This is a genomic window from Pseudoalteromonas sp. QJM3NY_22, assembly GCF_056173065.1.
The window spans coordinates 3,111,087-3,128,011 of record NZ_CM149655.1 but is presented as its reverse complement, the minus strand read 5'-3'; the positions used below and the strand labels follow the sequence as shown (position 1 = coordinate 3,128,011).

Genomic DNA, 16,925 nt, shown 5'->3' with positions numbered 1-16,925 from the left:
TAAAGCGCCTTTTTTATTGTCTTCAATATAGTTGGTATTAATTACCTCTGGCAATAAACTCAATTCGATTGCCGCTAGGCTCTCTTATCATCATATGTTGGGTTGGACCTTTACCTAAGTTTTCTGGTGCAAACTCTATTTTAATATTATTTTGCGTTTTTAAATGATCGTGTAGCTGCGCTAACTTTTCAATACTCTCAACACTGAGTGCTAAGTGGTGTAACCTCACATTTTCTGCTCGATTAAACTCCACACGTTTTTCATCATTTTTAACACGCCACAACGTAATCGTTATTTTATCGTTTGATAAAAAGTAAGCTGGGTAACTTGGGTCACTCCCGAGCACTTTAAAACCAAGTACGTCAGTAAAAAAAACTTTAGACGAATCAAGGTCTGACACGGTTAATCCTAAGTGGTCAACTCCGCCAACCCAGTTTTTAACATTTGAATTAGGTGCTACATCGGCGATAACCGTTGTTGATAAAAGTAATAGCGATGAAATGCTAGCGAGTAGTGTCTTTTTTAACATAAATCCTCTTTGTAGTATTAATACCAATCCGCAATAATACTTAATCAGTTTGAGGGATTAAATCTGGCGTTAATAGCGTTAAAAATTTCTGATATAGAACAACTAAATAACGAAATTTTTGCTTTGTTATCGACACGATTTTCTTACTTCAAAATAGATCACTTAATTAAGCGAATTGGTATAACTGTTAAATGCAGTGTATTTAACAAGAGACCTTAATAAACGAGGTTATATTACAAAGCAGAATAGATAACCTGAACGCTGGATAGTAAATCTATCTCGAGCAGCTATTGACGCGTAAATTCGCCTTGTTTTCACTGGAAATTTCTGGCTAGAGAAATTAAATTTAAATATCACCATGATTCAATATGATAGTAAATCTCTTAACCAGAGTTCAGGTTAGATGCGAAAAAAATGCTGTTTTAACAGCTTAATAAACGTTGGGTTATTTTCGATTGAGGTGTTTGGAAAACAACTTCAGTGGCGCCATATTCAACGACTTCTCCCTTATCAAGTACAAGAACTTGGTCGCTAATATGACGAACTAAGCTTAAATGATGAGTGATCATCACATATGTCAGGCCTGTTTCTTGTTGTAATTTGAGAAGTAGATTAACTATTTGTGCACGAACAGAAGGGTCTAGTGATGATAGTGCCTCATCAAGTACAACAACCTTTGGATCTAAAATTAACGCACGAGCAAGTGCTACGCGCTGTAATTGCCCCACACTAAACATGTGTGGATAGTAATGTTGGTGATCGACTAATAATCCAACTTTTGACAGCGTAGCGCTAATTTTTTCAGTCCGTTCAGCTTTATCAAAGTCAGTATTGTATTGTAGGCAGTCATCAAGCGTATCACCAATGGTTAAACCTGGATTAAGAGAGGCCGCTGAATCTTGAAAAATCATACGAATATAGCGACACTGATTATCACGAATACCGTTATCTTCAATAATATTGCCTTCTAATAAGATCTGTCCGCAGTCTGCGCTGTCAGCGCCTGAAAGCAGTTTGGCAAGTGTGCTTTTACCCGCTCCCGTTTCGCCTATAACAGCAATAGTTTCACCTTTGCCAATGCAAAATGAAATATTTTTAAGTACCGCAAATTTTTTACGACTAAATAAGCCTGCACGAATATTAAATGTTTTAGACAAAGCTTGTACTTTCAATACTGGTTGCATTATCTCATATCCTTAATCAGCGGGAAATGACACGCGTAGCTGTGCCCGTTGTGCTTTGTAAGCTTAGGTGTAACTACGCAGGCTTTTTGAGCCTGTGGGCAGCGTGGCCCTAATCGGCAACCTATCGGTAAATGCTGTAATGTAGGTATGGTGCCTTTTAATGCGTAAAAGGGCTCTTTATGAGCTAGGCCTTGTTCGTAATCAGGTAGGCTTTTTAATAAAGCTTGTGTATAAGGGTGGCGAGGCTGACTAAAAATTTTGTGAGTTGGGCCAGCTTCAACCATTTGCCCGCAATATAAAACATGGATCCCATGTGACCAATGTGCAATTTCTTCTAATTCGTGAGAAATCATCAAAATCGACATGTTTTTTAGCTGGTTTAAACTTTTCAACAACCTAAATACCTGTGCGCGAGTGGTACTTTCTAGTGCTGTAGTGGGCTCATCAGCGATTAAAAGCTTTGGTGTGCGGGCTATGGCCATTGCAATCATTACTTTTTGACATACGCCTTCTGAGAGCTCATGTGGATAGCTATCCAGCACGGCTTCATGATTTTTAATGCCCACTTTATGAATAAGCGCTTTTACTCTGTCTTTTCGCTCGCGGTTACGTTTTAAGAAAAACCCCTTTGTTGGGTTTTCAGGCAAGGTTTCGGCTATTTGATCAAACATTTTTGCTGTAGGGTCAAGACAACGGCTAGGGTCTTGATAGATCATGGCAATATCTTGGCTTACCGTTTTACGGCGTTGCTCGGGTGTTAAGCGCATTAAATCAACACCACGCCAATGCATACGGTCGGCAGTAATATTCCAGCGTTCGTTTAGTACACCCACAATTGCTTTTGCAATTAAGCTTTTACCAGAACCAGACTCACCTACAAGGGCATGTACTTCGCCTTCTTTTAAGCTAAAGCTTACCTTGTCAACGGCTCTAATTATCGTTTCTGAGGTACGCAGCTCAATGGTTAAATTTCGAACATCAAGTAATTGCATTTAATCAGCCTTACGTGCTTTTAACACTTGTCGCAGGCCATCGCCTACTAAATTAGTCGATAACACAGCTAAAAATAACAGTACGCCTGGCAGCGCAACAGTCCATGGTGCCAAATAAATTAGCCCTAAATTTTCGGCTAAAATAGCTCCCCATTCAGTGGTAGGTGGCTGAGCACCAAGCTTTAAAAAACCTAATGCAGAAATATCTAAAATTGCAGTGGAGAGCGCCATCGTAAATATAACTACAATGTGCTCATAAATATTAGGAAAGATACCGCGTGATATAATATGCCAGTTAGACGCACCATCGAGCCTAAACGCGGTAATATAATCTTTGTTTAGTTCATCAACAATTAGGTTTCTGATTGAATGAATAAATTGTGGTAATAGCGCTAAAATAATTGCCCATACCGTGTTCATTAAGCCTGGGCCTAAAATTGCTATGATAATAATAGCCAGTAACAAAGAAGGTATAGAGAGCGTTATATCAAGTAAGTGATTTAAAAAACTTGAGCGAATACCTCGGCTGATACCTGCAAATGTACCTACTAATACACCAATAATAGTTGTAATAAGCGCGGCGACAACAGAGAGGCCAAATGTGTAAGTTGCACCATTCATTAAACGCGAAAGTACATCGCGGCCTAAGTCATCAGTACCTAAGATAAAGCGTACATCACCCATTTCCCGCCACGAAGGCGGAATAAGTAATGCATCACTATGCTGTTGGTTAACACCGTACGGTGCTAAAAGTGGAGCACTGGCGGCAAGTAAAGCAAATGCTACAAATATCCACAAGCCAACTAACGCAGGGTGATTATTTTTAAATTTACGCCAAAATCGTGCAAGTGGCGATTTATTCGACTCTTCAGAAAATATATTAAACTTTGCCATGGGCTTGATTCCGCGAGAGTGGATCGAATAGCGTATAAGTAAGCTCTGCAATAATAGTGGCTAATATAACAAATAGTGACACTGCCATTAAGCCGCCTTGTATAGCTGGATAATCGCGTTGATAAATACTATCGATAAGCCAGCGGCCAATGCCGGGCCACGAAAAAATAACTTCAGTAATCATCGCAAGCGTTATTAGCGTACTAAATTGCAAACCAATTTGTTTAATTACCGGTAATAGCGCATTGCGCAGTGCATGATGAATTATAAGTTGTCGGCGGTTAAGGCCTTTAGCCCTTGCGGTTTTAATAAAACTTTGGTCCATAACTTTAAGCATAGACTCACGAGTAAAGCGCACTAATACAGTGGTCGGATACATGGCGAGCACAATTGTGGGTATTGTTAAATGGCGCAGGGCGTCTAAAAATGCCATTCCTTTATATGGAAATCCAGCTAATGCAATATCAATTAAAATAAAGCCTGTGTCGGCGGGGATCTCATAAAGTAACCCCATTCTTCCCGACATCGGAAACCAGCCCAGTTTGAGAGAAAAAACCATAATAAGCAATAGTGCTAACCAAAATACGGGCATGGAATAACCAACCATAGTGGTTGAATTTATAAGTTTATCAGGCCAACGTTTATAGTACGCAGAACCTAAAATGCCAGCGGGTACGCCAACGACAATCGATACAATTAATGCATAAACACTTAGTTCTAGTGTAGCGGGTAATAAATCAACAATATGGCTAAATACATTGTCACCTGATGCAAAAGAAAGCCCCCAATCGCCTTGGAATATTCGTCCTAAAAAGGCTATATATTGCACAAAATAGTTACTGTTATATAAATATTTATCTTCAAGCTCACTGTGTTGAGCAAAGTTACTACTTGGTACACCACTTAAATTACTTAATGGATCGCCTGGGAACAAATAACTAATTGAAAATGTAAAAACACTCAGCATTAGGGTCATAAAAAGCAATAAACCTAAACGACGTAAAATATAATCTAAGATCATTATTTTTTCCTCGCATTAGCTAGTGAAATTGCACCAAATGGGCCAAGCGTTATGCCTTCAACGTCTGCGCTACTGGCTTGAAAACGTAAGCCATGTGCAATAGGCAGCAATGGCAACTCGTCGATAATTAAGCTTTGTGCATCATCGTAGTATTTTTTTCGCATGTTTAAATCAGTCGTATCGAGCGCTTTTGTAAGTAATAAATCAAATTGCGGATTGCACCAGTTAGCAGGATTTTTACCGGTAAAGGTTGCAGTGCAACTTAAAAGAGGGCTAAAAAAGTTATCCGGATCAGGTGTATCAGCGGCCCAACCAAGCAATACACTATCATGCTTGTGCTCGCCAATACGTTGAATAAACGTATTCCATTCATACTCTACAATACTGACATTAACACCTATTTTACGTAAGTCACTTTGCATTAGTTCTGCCATTTTTCCTGCATTCGGGTTATAAATACGGCTTACAGGCATCGCCCAAATAGTCATATCAAAACCATCTGGTAACCCAGCTTCAATTAATAACTTTTTAGCAAGTTCTGGATCAAAACTTGGCATGTTTGCTTGTGGCTCAAATGCCCATGAGGTTGGCGGTAAAATAGATTGTGCACGTGTACCATTACCATAATATACAGCTTGCATAATTTTATCGATATCAATGGCGTGGGCAAGTGCTTGGCGTACACGTAAGTCGTCAAACGGGGCGCGCTCCGTATTAAAAGCCCAGTAACCAATATTTAAATTTGTTTCTTTTTCAACGTTAATATCGTCGCGTTGCGCTAAAATACTCAATTGCGCACTACTTGGATGAGCCGTTACATCGCATTCTTTGGTCAGCATTTTTGCTATGCGCGTAGTGCCGTTAGGCGTTATGTCGTAAACCAATTGTTCAAGTGCGACGTCGTGCTTCCAATAAAGTGGGTTTCGGTAAAAGCGTACGAGGTGATCTCGGCGATATTCTTTATAAATATATGGTCCGGTGCCAATAGGGTACTGATCAAATAAGTTTTCTTGATTATTTTTCTTAAGTTTCATGGCGTATTCTTCTGAAAGCACCACGGCAAAGTCGGTGGCCATATTAGCTAAAAAGCTGCTTTCAGGATTAAACAATTCAAAACGAACTTGATGATCAGTAACACGCACAATTTTACGAATAAGTTGATCAATCCCCACACTTTGAAAATACGGGTAATTGGCATCGCCCACAAAGTGATATGGATTGTATACATCGAATAGTCGGCTAAAGGTAAATATAACGTCGTCGGCGTTAAAATCTCGGGTAGGGGTAAAATAAGCGGTTGTATGAAATTTCACACCTTTGCGCAATGTGAAGGTAATAGATTTACCGTCTTTACTTATTTTCCAATCGGTTGCCAGCTCACTTTGAAACTCTGCCGTAACAGGGTCAATGCTAATTAGGCGGTCGTATAGCTGGTTGGCAATAATATCAATAGTAGAACCTGTGGTCGTAACTTGTGGATTAAACGACACAGGGTTAGCTTCAGCGCAATAAACTAAGCCTTGGTTTTTTTCTTCTATGACTTCTTCTTTGTTATCAATGCAACCTACTAAGGTGACCGCTAGTAAAGTAAGTAATAATTTATGCACCCGCATAACCTCTAACTATTGTTGATCCAACAAATTGTATTTTTTAAGATAACCACGTAATTGATGATACGTTAAACCAAGTACTTCTGCAGTTTTCTTTTGATTAAATTGGCTATGTTCGAGTGCTTTATTAATCATGTTTATTTCAAAGTCGTTTGAACGCTCTTTTAAGCTGCACGGAAATTGAATATCAACGGCTATATTACTGCTTGCTTGAGTAATCGGCGGCGCAACAACAATAGGCTCGGCATTAACAGGTTGAGCCGCTATAGGTACTTTAATACGCGCTTTTGGTCTAAATGGGCTATCGAATGGGTCTAAAATAATCTGGTGAACGGGGATATGTTCACTGCCATGGCGATACAAACTACGTTCAACCACATTTTTAAGTTCACGAATATTACCAGGCCAATCATAGCTAAGCAGTGTTTCTGTTGAGCTTCGGGTAAAACCGCTGAACAGTTCCCACTCTAAATCGCGCGCCATATTCATCGCAAACTGCTCAGCAAGAAGCATAATATCGTCTTGGCGTTCGCGCAGTGGTGGTAGCGTAATTACATCAAAGGCAAGCCGATCGAGTAAATCACTTCTAAATTCACCTTGCTCGGCCAAATAAGGAAGATCTTCGTTTGTCGCACATACTAAGCGGGTATCTACTTTTACAGTTTGTTTGCCGCCAACACGTTCAAACTCACCGTATTCTATAACGCGCAGCAGTTTTTCTTGTACCATAGCTGAGGTATTAGCTAATTCATCTAAAAACAGTGTGCCGCTGTTAGCGCGTTCAAAACGACCTTCGTGGCGTTTGCTTGCCCCCGTAAAAGCACCGCTTTCGTGGCCAAATAATTCACTTTCGAGTAGGTTCTCGTTAAGCGCTGCACAGTTAAGCTTTACGTAGTTTTGATCCCAGCGTTTTGATAAAAAGTGTAAGCGTGCTGCTATTAGTTCTTTACCTGTGCCGCGTTCACCAATAATAAGTACCGGTTTATCTAAATTAGCCAGTTGCGATACCTGATCTAATACAGACAGAAAGCTATCTGATTGGCCGAGTAAATTATCCTGTTGGCGATATTGGCTCATATTTCCTAACTCTTGGTCATTTTTACTAACTGTTAGTGTATTTCATAATTAGGGAGAACTAAAGAAATTTGTATATTTAGTTTAACTTAATGAAAATAAAGTGTATTTTATCTTTTAAAAAGTTGGCAAGCATATTGATACTAGTTATAGCAGACTAACTAAGTTTTAATTACAGAGGTAAATGTTATGGGAATTTTTTCACGTTTTGCAGATATTGTTAATTCTAATATCAACGCCATTTTAGATAAAGCAGAAGACCCAGAAAAAATGGTTCGTCTGATTATTCAAGAAATGGAAGACACGCTTGTTGAAGTACGTTCTACATCAGCTAAAACATTGGCTGAGAAAAAAGAAATTGTACGCCGCTTAGATACGCTTAAAGCACAAGTAAGTGATTGGCAAGATAAAGCCGAACTGGCTTTAAGTAAAGACCGCGACGATTTAGCGCGTTCAGCCTTACTTGAAAAGCAAAAGTCGGCAGATGCAGTTGCTTCAGTAGCGAGTGAGCTTGAACATGTAGAGTCTCATATTGAGAAATTACAGCAAGAAGTAACGACGCTACAAGAAAAGCTAGCAGATGCTAAATCTCGTCAAAAAGCGATTATACTTCGCCAACGTTCGGCTGAGTCGCGCCTTGAAGTGAAAAAGACACTTGATAGCTCAAAAGTAGAAGAAGCACTTAACCGCTTTGAACGTTACGAAACCAAAATTGATGGACTAGAATCTCAAATTGAGTCGTACGATTTAGGTAAAAAGACGTTAGCGGATGAAATTGCTAACCTACAAAAAAATGAAAAGATAGATGATGAGCTAGCCGAACTTAAAAAGAAGTTAGCTGATAAATAATTACATATAAAAACATATGGGGCCCATGTGCCCCATTGCTTAAAAACATCAAATACGGATTGTCAGGAGAGGATTATGTTTGATTCAGACGTAATAATTGTACCATTTGTTATGTTTATGATTTTTGTTGCTCCGCTGTGGCTAATTTTGCACTACCGTAGCAAAAAACAAGTAAGCCAAGGTTTAAGTGAGCACGAACATCGCCAATTACTTGAGCTTGCACACAAAGCTGAAAAAATGGCTGAACGATTAGAAACACTTGAAGCATTGCTTGATCAAGAGTCACCACAATGGAGACGCAAAATATGAGTGCCAAACGCGAATTATTAAGAGACCCACAACGCGGTAAAATAGCCGGAGTATGTGCGGGATTAAGTGACTACTTTAATATGGAGTTATGGTTAGTTCGCATTATATTTGTTAGTGCGGTACTGCTAACGGGTGGCCCATTATTTGTGGTAGCGTATATTGCAGCTTGGTTCATTTTAGATAAAAAAGAGCCCGCAACAGCGCAAACTAACAACTCAACTAAACATGACGATCCGCTAGAAGTAAAATTTAAAGTATGGCAAAAAGGCGAGCCGCCGCGCCGCGCATTGCAAGATTTAAAAGAGCGTTTAACGCGTGTAGATACTCGCCTTCAAGATATGGAGCGCCATGTAACTTCAAGCGAGTTTACGGTGAGTCGTGAAATTAACAAACTTTAAAGGATTTAATAGCACCTTATTTGCAGCGTGATAAATTACGGCAAATTAGGTGCAAGACACTTTATGAGCCAATCATTCGCAAAAAAGACCTTTAAAAGTATTAAAGGCAAAGCACAAAAAGCCCTTCATCGCGGTTTAGACCAACACGTAAAACTAGCCGTAACAGGCCTAAGTGGTAGCGGTAAAACAGCCTTTATTACCGCGCTTGTTAAACATTTAACAACCCAAGCGGACGATAAAAACTTACCTTTTTTTGATGTAATGCGCGAGCATCGCCATGTGGCCACTAAAGTTGTGCCGCAAGAGGCGTTAAAAGTCCCTACGTTTAATTATACGCGCGCGCTAAACTCATTATTACCCAGCGATGGGATGCCTACATGGCCTGCATCTACCGAGCGTATTAATACGCTGCGCTTGGCAATAAAGTATCAAAGTAACGCAGGGCTGCGCGGCCATTTTTCGCCGCAATCAACACTTTATTTAGATATTATTGACTACCCGGGTGAATGGCTCCTTGATTTACCTATGCTTGAGCAAAGCTATGCTCAATGGTGCGAGCAGCAATATCCATTATTAACTCAGCCTTCGCGCGTAAACACATCAAGCGATTTCTTAATGGCCGTTGATCAACTTGACTTAAACGCTCCCGTTGATGAAAACGCACTTGCTCATATTGCTCAGCTTTATCAAAGCATGTTAGTAGGGCTTAAAAAATACACCAAACTTGCCATGTTGCAACCTGGGCGCATGCTTATGCCTGGCGACTTACAAGGCGCACCATTATTATTGTTTTTCCCGGTATCGGGTGAGGTAAACAGTGACGATGTTGTTGCGGGTTCTAATTTAGCGCATTTAATTAAGCGCTTTAACGCCTATATAAAAGAAGTCGTAAAACCATTTTATAATGAGCATTTTAGGCACTTTGATCGCCAAATTGTACTTGTAGATGTACTAAGTGCATTAAACGAAGGGCACGAAACACTCCAAGAGCAAAGCAGTGTAATAAACCAATTACTCGCACACTTTAACTATGGTGAATCGGGCTTTTTTAAACGTTTATTTAAGCCCAACATAGACAAAATATTATTTGCAGCTAATAAGTCAGATCATATAAGTGCTAAGCACCATAAAGATTTAGCACTGCTACTTGATTCGCTCGTGCATGAGCAAAGTAATCACTTAAAGTTTGATGGTGTAAAAATAGAAACCATGGCTATGTCGTCAATTACAGCCACGCAGCCTCGCCAAATTGCCGACAAAGGCCAAACGCTTGACTGCATTTACGGCAAACCATTACACGAGCCTGATTGGCTTACGTATTTACCGCCCCAACCTCCCTCGCGGATGCTTAATAAAAATGAGTGGCCAGCACAGGGATTTGAGTTTTTATCGTTCTCTCCAATGCCGAGCCCCGATAAACAACTAAAACATATTCGATTAGATCATGTCATGCAGTACCTGCTAGGAGACAAATTAACATGAGTGAGTCAAACCAACCATTTCAAGCAGGGCGTCGCATAGATACGCAAAGCATTGAGCAAAACGAACCCGTTTTAGCACCTGCAAAAATTATTCAGCACGGGCAAAGTGATTACGAAGAGCTTGAAGATGAAGCACTAGAGCCAGAAATAGATCTGGAGCCTGTATACAAAAAGTCAAAATGGCAAACGCTCAAAGGTGTTTTTGCTATGAGCTTTATAGTGCTGGTGCTTTTAGAGTTTGCATACTCGTTAGTATTTGCTTTCGAGCAGTCAATTATTTTAGGCAGCGTTTATTTAACCGCGGTTGTAAGTGGCGTGCTCCTAATAGGGCGCTTATTGTGGCGAGAGTACCGAATGCTGCGCAGTTTAAAGCGTAACCAATTGCACCGAGTTGAAGCCGACAGACTTTTAAACAGCGAGCAAGTAGGCGGTGCATTACCTTGGCTTGAAAAGCTCAATAAACACCAGGAGCTTGATAACTTTGAAACCTTTAAAGATCAAGTAGCTACGCATCACAGCGACAAAGAAATAATGACGCTGTACGCCAATAGTTTATTAATAACCCAAGACACCAAAGCTAAAAAGCTTATAAATCGTTTTGCGACTGAATCTGCACTGCTAGTTGCCCTAAGCCCACTTGCGCTGGTGGATATGATGGCTGTGCTTTGGCGCGGTACTAAGTTAATAGAACAAATTGGTAAAATTTACGGCATTGGTTTTGGCTACGCGAGCCGTATAAAGTTATACCGTATGCTGATAAAACAAGTAATGTTTGTTGGCAGTGCAGAGCTTGTATCTGACCTTGCTGCAACTGCACTAAGTGCTGAGCTTTTAGGTAAGCTTTCGGGGCGGGCAGCGCAAGGGGCCAGTGCTGGTATTTTTACAGCGCGTATTGGTTACAAAGCAATGGAGCTTAGTCGCCCATTACCAAGGCTTGAAAACAAACGCAGCTTACTAAAAGGCACTGTGCAAAGCATCGCAGGTAAAATTATGAGCCGCAAAAAGGCGGAACCAACGTAGTAAAGGTAGTGGCAATATTTGTGTACAAACGTGCGCTGCATGGTTTTTACACAAATAGCCATCTGAGCATCCGGCATGCTTGCTGTTTGTAAGCGCATACGTTTTGATTGTTGAATCGCAAAAACATAATAATCAAAAAAATGAGCCTACAATGAGCAAGCATCATATAAACACCCAGTGTATTCACGGACCACAAAAAGCAAACGACCCGCACGGCGCACTCACTTCTCCTTTGTATCAAACCTCTACCTTTCATTTTGAAAATGCCGCTCAAGGTGCTGCGCGTTTTGCAGGCGACGAACCTGGCTATATTTATACGCGCTTAGGAAACCCTACAACCACAGAGCTTGAACAAAAAGTTGCTCAACTAGAGAGCTGTGAAGCAGCTGCTGCAACCGCAACAGGTATGGGGGCTGTATCTGCCTCAGTACTGAGCTTTTTATCGCAAGGAGATCATCTTGTTGCCTCAAGTGCTTTGTATGGTTGTACCTTTGCGTTTTTCTCGCACATGTTGCCGCGCTGGGGAATCGAAGTCACCTTTGTTGATATGACCAATGAGGACGAACTACGCGCTGCCATCAAACCTAATTCAAAAATGATATTTGTAGAAACGCCAATCAACCCCACTATGGCGGTTATTGATTTGGCACTCATTGGCGCAGTTGCTAAAGAGCACAACTTAATTAGTGTGGTCGACAACACCTTTTTAACGCCGCTACTGCAATCACCCAAAAAATACGGTATCGACATTATTATGCACAGTGCGACCAAGTACTTAAACGGCCACGGAGACGTAGTCGCCGGTATTGTATGTGGATCGCTTGAGCACATAACACACATTAAAATGACCGTACTAAAAGACATTGGTGCAACCATAAGCCCGCACGATGCATGGCTAATTAATCGAGGCCTAAAAACACTCGCTATTAGAATAGAGCGCCATTGTCAAAGCGCACAAACAATAGCGCAATATCTAGAAGCGCATCCACAAGTAAGCACCGTATATTACCCGGGGCTTAAATCGCACCCAGGTTATAGGTTTATTGGTAACCAAATGAAAGCCGCTGGTGGTGTTATTGCGTTTGAAATAAAAGGCACGCTACAAGATGGCGCACAATTTATTGATAGTATGAAACTTTGTACACTTGCAGTAAGCCTCGGCGACGCTGAAACACTAATTCAGCATCCTGCATCTATGACTCACTCGCCTTATACGCCAGAGGAGCGTGCTGCGGCTGGAATAAGTGATGGGCTGATCAGACTCTCGGTTGGGCTTGAAGATGTTAACGACATTATTAGTGATTTAGACCAAGCTTTTACTAAAATTGGTTAGGTGTATTTAATTGTATACACGTTAAAGTAGGTTGTAGGCCTTTATTTAAAGGCCTTTATTTAAAGGCCTGTATTTTTAATGTGCCACAGGTGTGATTTTAACTTTACGATATAGGTGATCGCGCTAAATACTGATATTAGCCTATCTATTAAACTTTTCTTCACTTTTGCATAGTATGGGGTCATTCGATATTCATTAGGTTTGAGTATCACACTGACACCGATTTAGGGCTCACACCCAAGAAGGTACTTATGGCTAAAGCAAGTAAATACACATCCAAAACACCAGACGAAAATGGTGTTATACACTGGAGTGATGAAGAAAATAAAATTTGGTCTGAGCTTGTAGCGCGCCAACTTGCATGCATTGAAGGCAAAGCCTGCAACGAGTACATGCAAGGGTTAAAAAAGATTAACCTGCCGCACGATCGTATCCCGCAGTTAAGCGAGCTAAACGAAGTGTTACTAGCCACTACCGGTTGGCAAGTTGCACCAGTACCTGCGCTTATCGACTTTGATGAGTTTTTTAGATTACTGGCAAACAAGCAGTTTCCGGTAGCTACATTTATTCGTAGCCGCGAAGAATTTGACTACCTACAAGAGCCAGATATTTTTCATGAAATATTTGGCCATTGCGCCATGCTAACTAACCCTGACTTTGCCGAGTTTACGCATAAGTACGGGCAATTAGGTTACGCAGCGCAGAAAAAGGACCGTGTATACCTTGCGCGTATATACTGGTTTACGGTTGAATTTGGTTTAATGCAAACCGAAGACGGTCTGCGTATTTACGGCGGCGGTATTTTATCAAGCCCAGGGGAGACTCAGTACGTATACTCAAATACGCCAGAAATCAGCCCAATGAATGTGCTTGATGTACTGCGTACGCCGTACCGTATTGATATTATGCAACCACAGTACTACACCATAAATTCGATTCATGATCTGTTTGATATATCGCAAATGGATATTATGACTTTGGTTGAGCGAGCTAAAGAGCTTGGTTTGCACGACCCAAAATTTCCACCAAAAGAAAAATTAGCCAGTTAAACATTAATGCTAAAAAAGCTAAAAGTAAGGATTTAGAATGTCTTCATTAAGTGCACAAAAATGCGAAGCCTGTCATGTAGATGCGCCAAAAGTATCTGACGAAGAGTTAGCACAATTAATTACTAAAATCCCAGACTGGGTACCAGAAGTACGTGACGGCATTATGCAGCTTGAGCGAGTTTATAAATTTAAAAACTTCAAACAGGCTATCGCGTTTACTAACAAAGTAGGCGACATGGCAGAAGACGAAGGCCACCACCCAGGTTTATTAACCGAGTGGGGCAAAGTAACCGTTACATGGTGGAGTCATTCAATTAAAGGCCTTCACAAAAACGATTTTATTTGCGCAGCTAAAACAGACGACGTATTTAACGCGCTGTAATTAAAAATTAATTGAGCAAACCCAAAAGCACTTATTTTATAAGTGCTTTTTTGGTTTTGGGAGGTTGTTGCTAACAATGAGCAGCAGCTCGGTATTAATTTTATCGGCGTAGGTTGAGTGAAACGAAATCTAACGAATTATACAGTTACGGTGTCTTAGGTTCACTCGATATATATTAATAATAAATGAGTTTTATTTTTCTTGAAATTATGGAAGCTTCTTTACTAATTAGTGCTTAAAATATGTATGTTTTTTTAAGAATTGATTATCACCTTGCCTTGGAATTATGATGTATATTACAGTTATATAAGCTTTTTATAATAGCCGTTAACATAGTGATTTTCTTTAAAGCTTAATTATAATATCGATCTGAACAGGAATGTTATTTTATGGAAACCAAGGACAATAGCTTATTTGCTATTAATGTTATTGATTCAATTAAAGTTGATGAGTCTATTAGGAAGTTCACGAAAGTTGTTAATGAACAATATTTTCAAATATCGAGTAAGTCGAAAAGAATAAAATATAACCAAGATATTGTTGATCAAAATTTGATTGAAAATGAGCTTTCTCTATTAGAAAAAACGAATTATGAACTAGCTGCTCTTACTGGCGAAAGAATAATTCTTTTTGATAAGCCGTATTTGGTCTCTGAAGTATTTTGTAATAACGATAAAAATATAACAGATGAAAAGAGTCAGGCTTTAAGGCTTATTTCTTATAAACATACTATAAAAAAAGTTATTTTTGCAAAAAGAATGCCTACCAATTTAAGAAGCTCTAGAATTCAAGCCAATCTTAAATATGTAGTAGATGAAGTTATTTTGGGCGCTATATTACCTACCCATAGCACTTTTATGTCGGCTGAGGCTCTAGACCTTGAAGCTTATTATCACGATGGGAAAATACTTACAAAAATTGCTCAAGCTCATGAAGATATAATTTTATCATCTAATATTTTAAAAGAAGAGGTTGATGGAGAGGTCTTTAAGGTTAACAATTTTCTTAGCGAGCAAAAGAAAAGGCTAAATTCACTTGAATCACAACTTGAATCTTCACTAAATGAAAAAAACCGCCTAGAACACAGCATAGAGAAAGAAGCAAAAGTAATTGAACGTATTCGAGCTGATATTAAAAGTGAAACAAATAGTTTAGAAGAAGCTCAAGCTGAGAACGATAAAAAAAGTAATCAACTGAAGGTGCTTCAGGGTCAAATTGAGTCAGAGAGAAGTCAATTTAAACTTGTTAAAGAACAATCTATAGATGCATCGGAACAGCTAAACACCTCTAGAGACGAACTAAGTAACTTACAAGAGCAATTAATTAAAGCAAAAGCTGATATAAATGTAACAACTCTAGACATGAAGGGCTTTTCTGCTGAAAGTAAAGGTCAAATTGAAAAATACTATTGGCTTTCTTTAGGCCTTATTTCTTTTTTAGCTGCTATATTTACTTGTCTATACCATAACGCGGTTACTTTTTCTGATTTGTTTGATGCTAATCCAAAAGCTTCGGCTTGGAATATACTTTTGAGTCGGCTGCCCTTAATTACTGCGACAACATTAATAATTGGTACTATTTCAGCTCTATTATTCTTACTCATTAAAAATATTGTTTCAGTTAGTGAAAATAAAATGAATATGTTAAAAGCTTCAATATTAGCGGAACAGATAACGGGCTCTTTGCCTAGAAGTGCAATGAGCGATGATGAAATAAGAGACTTTAAGAGAAATACAAAAATAGAGCTGGTCATGAGCGTTTTTTCAGAAAAAGCTGAAAGCATTAAAGAAGAAAAAAAAATTGATATAGTTAAACAGTTAACGGAAGCAATTAAGTCATTGAAGCCATAAACAAAAAAGCTCCAAACCAACGGCTTAGAGCTTTTCTATATACAATTAAAGTTCAGCTAAAGCACTTAACTTCAAAGTATCGTTGGGTTTCGTTTCACTCAACCCAACCGACTATTACTCATCAATTGAGCGTAGTAGGGCGTTTATGCCTACTTTTTCACGTGTTTGTTTATCTACTTTTTTTACGATGATTGCAGCGTAAAGGCTGTGAGTACCATCTTTTGACGGTAGTGCGCCTGGTACAACTACGGCGCCTGCAGGTACGCGGCCGTAGTGAATTTCGCCAGTTTCACGGTCATAAATACGGGTGCTTTGGCTGATGTAAACGCCCATTGAAATTACTGCGCCTTCTTCAACAATTACGCCTTCCACAATTTCAGAACGTGCGCCAATAAAACAGTTGTCTTCAATGATGGTTGGGTTAGCTTGTAGAGGCTCTAAAACGCCGCCTATGCCTACGCCACCTGATAAATGTACATTCTTACCAATTTGTGCACATGAGCCTACAGTCGCCCATGTATCAACCATAGTGCCGTCGTCAACGTATGCGCCAATGTTTACGTACGATGGCATAAGTACGACGTTTTTACCTACAAAGCTGCCTTTACGCGCTACTGCGTTTGGCACTACGCGCATACCACCTTGCTGAAATTGCTCTGGCGTGTAGTCGCTAAATTTAAGCGGTACTTTGTCGTAAAACTGGTTTACGCCGTCGTTCATTGGTTGGTTGTCGCGAATACGAAACGACAGTAAAACCGCTTTTTTAAGCCACTGGTGTACAACCCATTCACCCGATATTTTTTCAGCAACGCGTGCTGCGCCGCTATCAAGTAAATCAAGTGCGTCGATAATAGCTTGTTTTACGTCGCTTGATACTGTGCTCGGGCTAATGCTATCGCGGTTGTCCCATGCGTTTTCGATCATCGTTTTTAAATCTGACATGTGTGTCC

At 39.9% G+C, this 16,925-nt stretch carries 17 protein-coding genes; 9 read left to right on the top strand and 8 right to left on the bottom strand.

The features are described from left to right. Positions 1-37 precede the first annotated feature (37 nt). The 7 genes from AC0VZ4_RS14280 to pspF form a co-directional block, all read right to left on the bottom strand. Positions 38-529, bottom strand: coding sequence for a VOC family protein (locus tag AC0VZ4_RS14280; protein WP_475439987.1), 492 nt, complete (start codon positions 527-529; stop codon positions 38-40). Between the two features lie 422 nt (positions 530-951). Beyond that, complete coding sequence (locus tag AC0VZ4_RS14275; RefSeq protein WP_007376838.1) at positions 952-1,713, bottom strand: ATP-binding cassette domain-containing protein; 762 nt, start codon at positions 1,711-1,713, stop codon at positions 952-954. Further along, positions 1,713-2,705 (bottom strand): peptide ABC transporter ATP-binding protein, encoded by a 993-nt coding sequence (locus AC0VZ4_RS14270; protein WP_007376837.1) that lies wholly within the window; start codon positions 2,703-2,705, stop codon positions 1,713-1,715. The genes AC0VZ4_RS14275 and AC0VZ4_RS14270 overlap by 1 nt, the downstream gene beginning before the upstream one ends. Beyond that, positions 2,706-3,599: an ABC transporter permease subunit gene (locus tag AC0VZ4_RS14265; protein ID WP_007376836.1), complete on the bottom strand. Its 894-nt coding sequence runs from the start codon at positions 3,597-3,599 to the stop codon at positions 2,706-2,708. Continuing rightward, positions 3,586-4,620 carry an ABC transporter permease gene (locus tag AC0VZ4_RS14260; RefSeq protein ID WP_475439986.1) on the bottom strand — a complete coding sequence of 345 codons (1,035 nt, stop codon included), beginning with the start codon at positions 4,618-4,620 and terminating at the stop codon, positions 3,586-3,588. Before AC0VZ4_RS14260 ends, AC0VZ4_RS14265 begins: the two co-directional genes overlap by 14 nt. Next, complete coding sequence (locus tag AC0VZ4_RS14255; protein ID WP_475439985.1) at positions 4,620-6,227, bottom strand: ABC transporter substrate-binding protein; 1,608 nt, start codon at positions 6,225-6,227, stop codon at positions 4,620-4,622. Before AC0VZ4_RS14255 ends, AC0VZ4_RS14260 begins: the two co-directional genes overlap by 1 nt. Positions 6,228-6,242: 15 nt before the next feature. Further along, positions 6,243-7,307 (bottom strand): phage shock protein operon transcriptional activator, encoded by a 1,065-nt coding sequence (gene pspF, locus AC0VZ4_RS14250; protein ID WP_475439984.1) that lies wholly within the window; start codon positions 7,305-7,307, stop codon positions 6,243-6,245. Positions 7,308-7,493: 186 nt separating this feature from the next. Between pspF and pspA the strand changes: the two genes are divergently transcribed. From pspA to AC0VZ4_RS14205, 9 genes are all read left to right on the top strand, one after another. Then, positions 7,494-8,153: a phage shock protein PspA gene (gene pspA, locus AC0VZ4_RS14245; protein ID WP_007376832.1), complete on the top strand. Its 660-nt coding sequence runs from the start codon at positions 7,494-7,496 to the stop codon at positions 8,151-8,153. A 75-nt stretch (positions 8,154-8,228) separates the two neighbouring features. Further along, a complete protein-coding gene (gene pspB / locus AC0VZ4_RS14240) occupies positions 8,229-8,462 on the top strand; it encodes an envelope stress response membrane protein PspB (protein ID WP_475439983.1) in 234 nt (77 codons plus the stop codon). Continuing rightward, positions 8,459-8,860: an envelope stress response membrane protein PspC gene (gene pspC, locus AC0VZ4_RS14235; RefSeq protein ID WP_475439982.1), complete on the top strand. Its 402-nt coding sequence runs from the start codon at positions 8,459-8,461 to the stop codon at positions 8,858-8,860. Before pspB ends, pspC begins: the two co-directional genes overlap by 4 nt. 63 nt (positions 8,861-8,923) lie before the next feature. Then, positions 8,924-10,342, top strand: coding sequence for a YcjX family GTP-binding protein (locus AC0VZ4_RS14230; protein ID WP_475439981.1), 1,419 nt, complete (start codon positions 8,924-8,926; stop codon positions 10,340-10,342). Beyond that, positions 10,339-11,361: a TIGR01620 family protein gene (locus AC0VZ4_RS14225; RefSeq protein ID WP_475439980.1), complete on the top strand. Its 1,023-nt coding sequence runs from the start codon at positions 10,339-10,341 to the stop codon at positions 11,359-11,361. Before AC0VZ4_RS14230 ends, AC0VZ4_RS14225 begins: the two co-directional genes overlap by 4 nt. 151 nt (positions 11,362-11,512) lie before the next feature. Continuing rightward, positions 11,513-12,694 carry a methionine gamma-lyase gene (gene megL, locus AC0VZ4_RS14220; protein ID WP_033015311.1) on the top strand — a complete coding sequence of 394 codons (1,182 nt, stop codon included), beginning with the start codon at positions 11,513-11,515 and terminating at the stop codon, positions 12,692-12,694. 251 nt (positions 12,695-12,945) lie between these two features. Then, positions 12,946-13,743, top strand: coding sequence for a phenylalanine 4-monooxygenase (gene phhA, locus AC0VZ4_RS14215; protein ID WP_002958327.1), 798 nt, complete (start codon positions 12,946-12,948; stop codon positions 13,741-13,743). A 37-nt stretch (positions 13,744-13,780) separates the two neighbouring features. Continuing rightward, the gene (locus AC0VZ4_RS14210) at positions 13,781-14,125 is read left to right on the top strand and encodes a 4a-hydroxytetrahydrobiopterin dehydratase (protein ID WP_002958326.1); all 345 of its coding nucleotides are present in this window, start codon (positions 13,781-13,783) and stop codon (positions 14,123-14,125) included. A gap of 389 nt (positions 14,126-14,514) precedes the next feature. Further along, the gene (locus AC0VZ4_RS14205; RefSeq protein ID WP_475439979.1) at positions 14,515-15,975 is read left to right on the top strand and encodes a hypothetical protein; all 1,461 of its coding nucleotides are present in this window, start codon (positions 14,515-14,517) and stop codon (positions 15,973-15,975) included. Positions 15,976-16,089: 114 nt separating this feature from the next. Here the strand turns inward: AC0VZ4_RS14205 and dapD are convergent, their stop codons facing one another. Then, positions 16,090-16,917 carry a 2,3,4,5-tetrahydropyridine-2,6-dicarboxylate N-succinyltransferase gene (gene dapD, locus AC0VZ4_RS14200; protein ID WP_002958324.1) on the bottom strand — a complete coding sequence of 276 codons (828 nt, stop codon included), beginning with the start codon at positions 16,915-16,917 and terminating at the stop codon, positions 16,090-16,092. Positions 16,918-16,925: the final 8 nt, after the last annotated feature.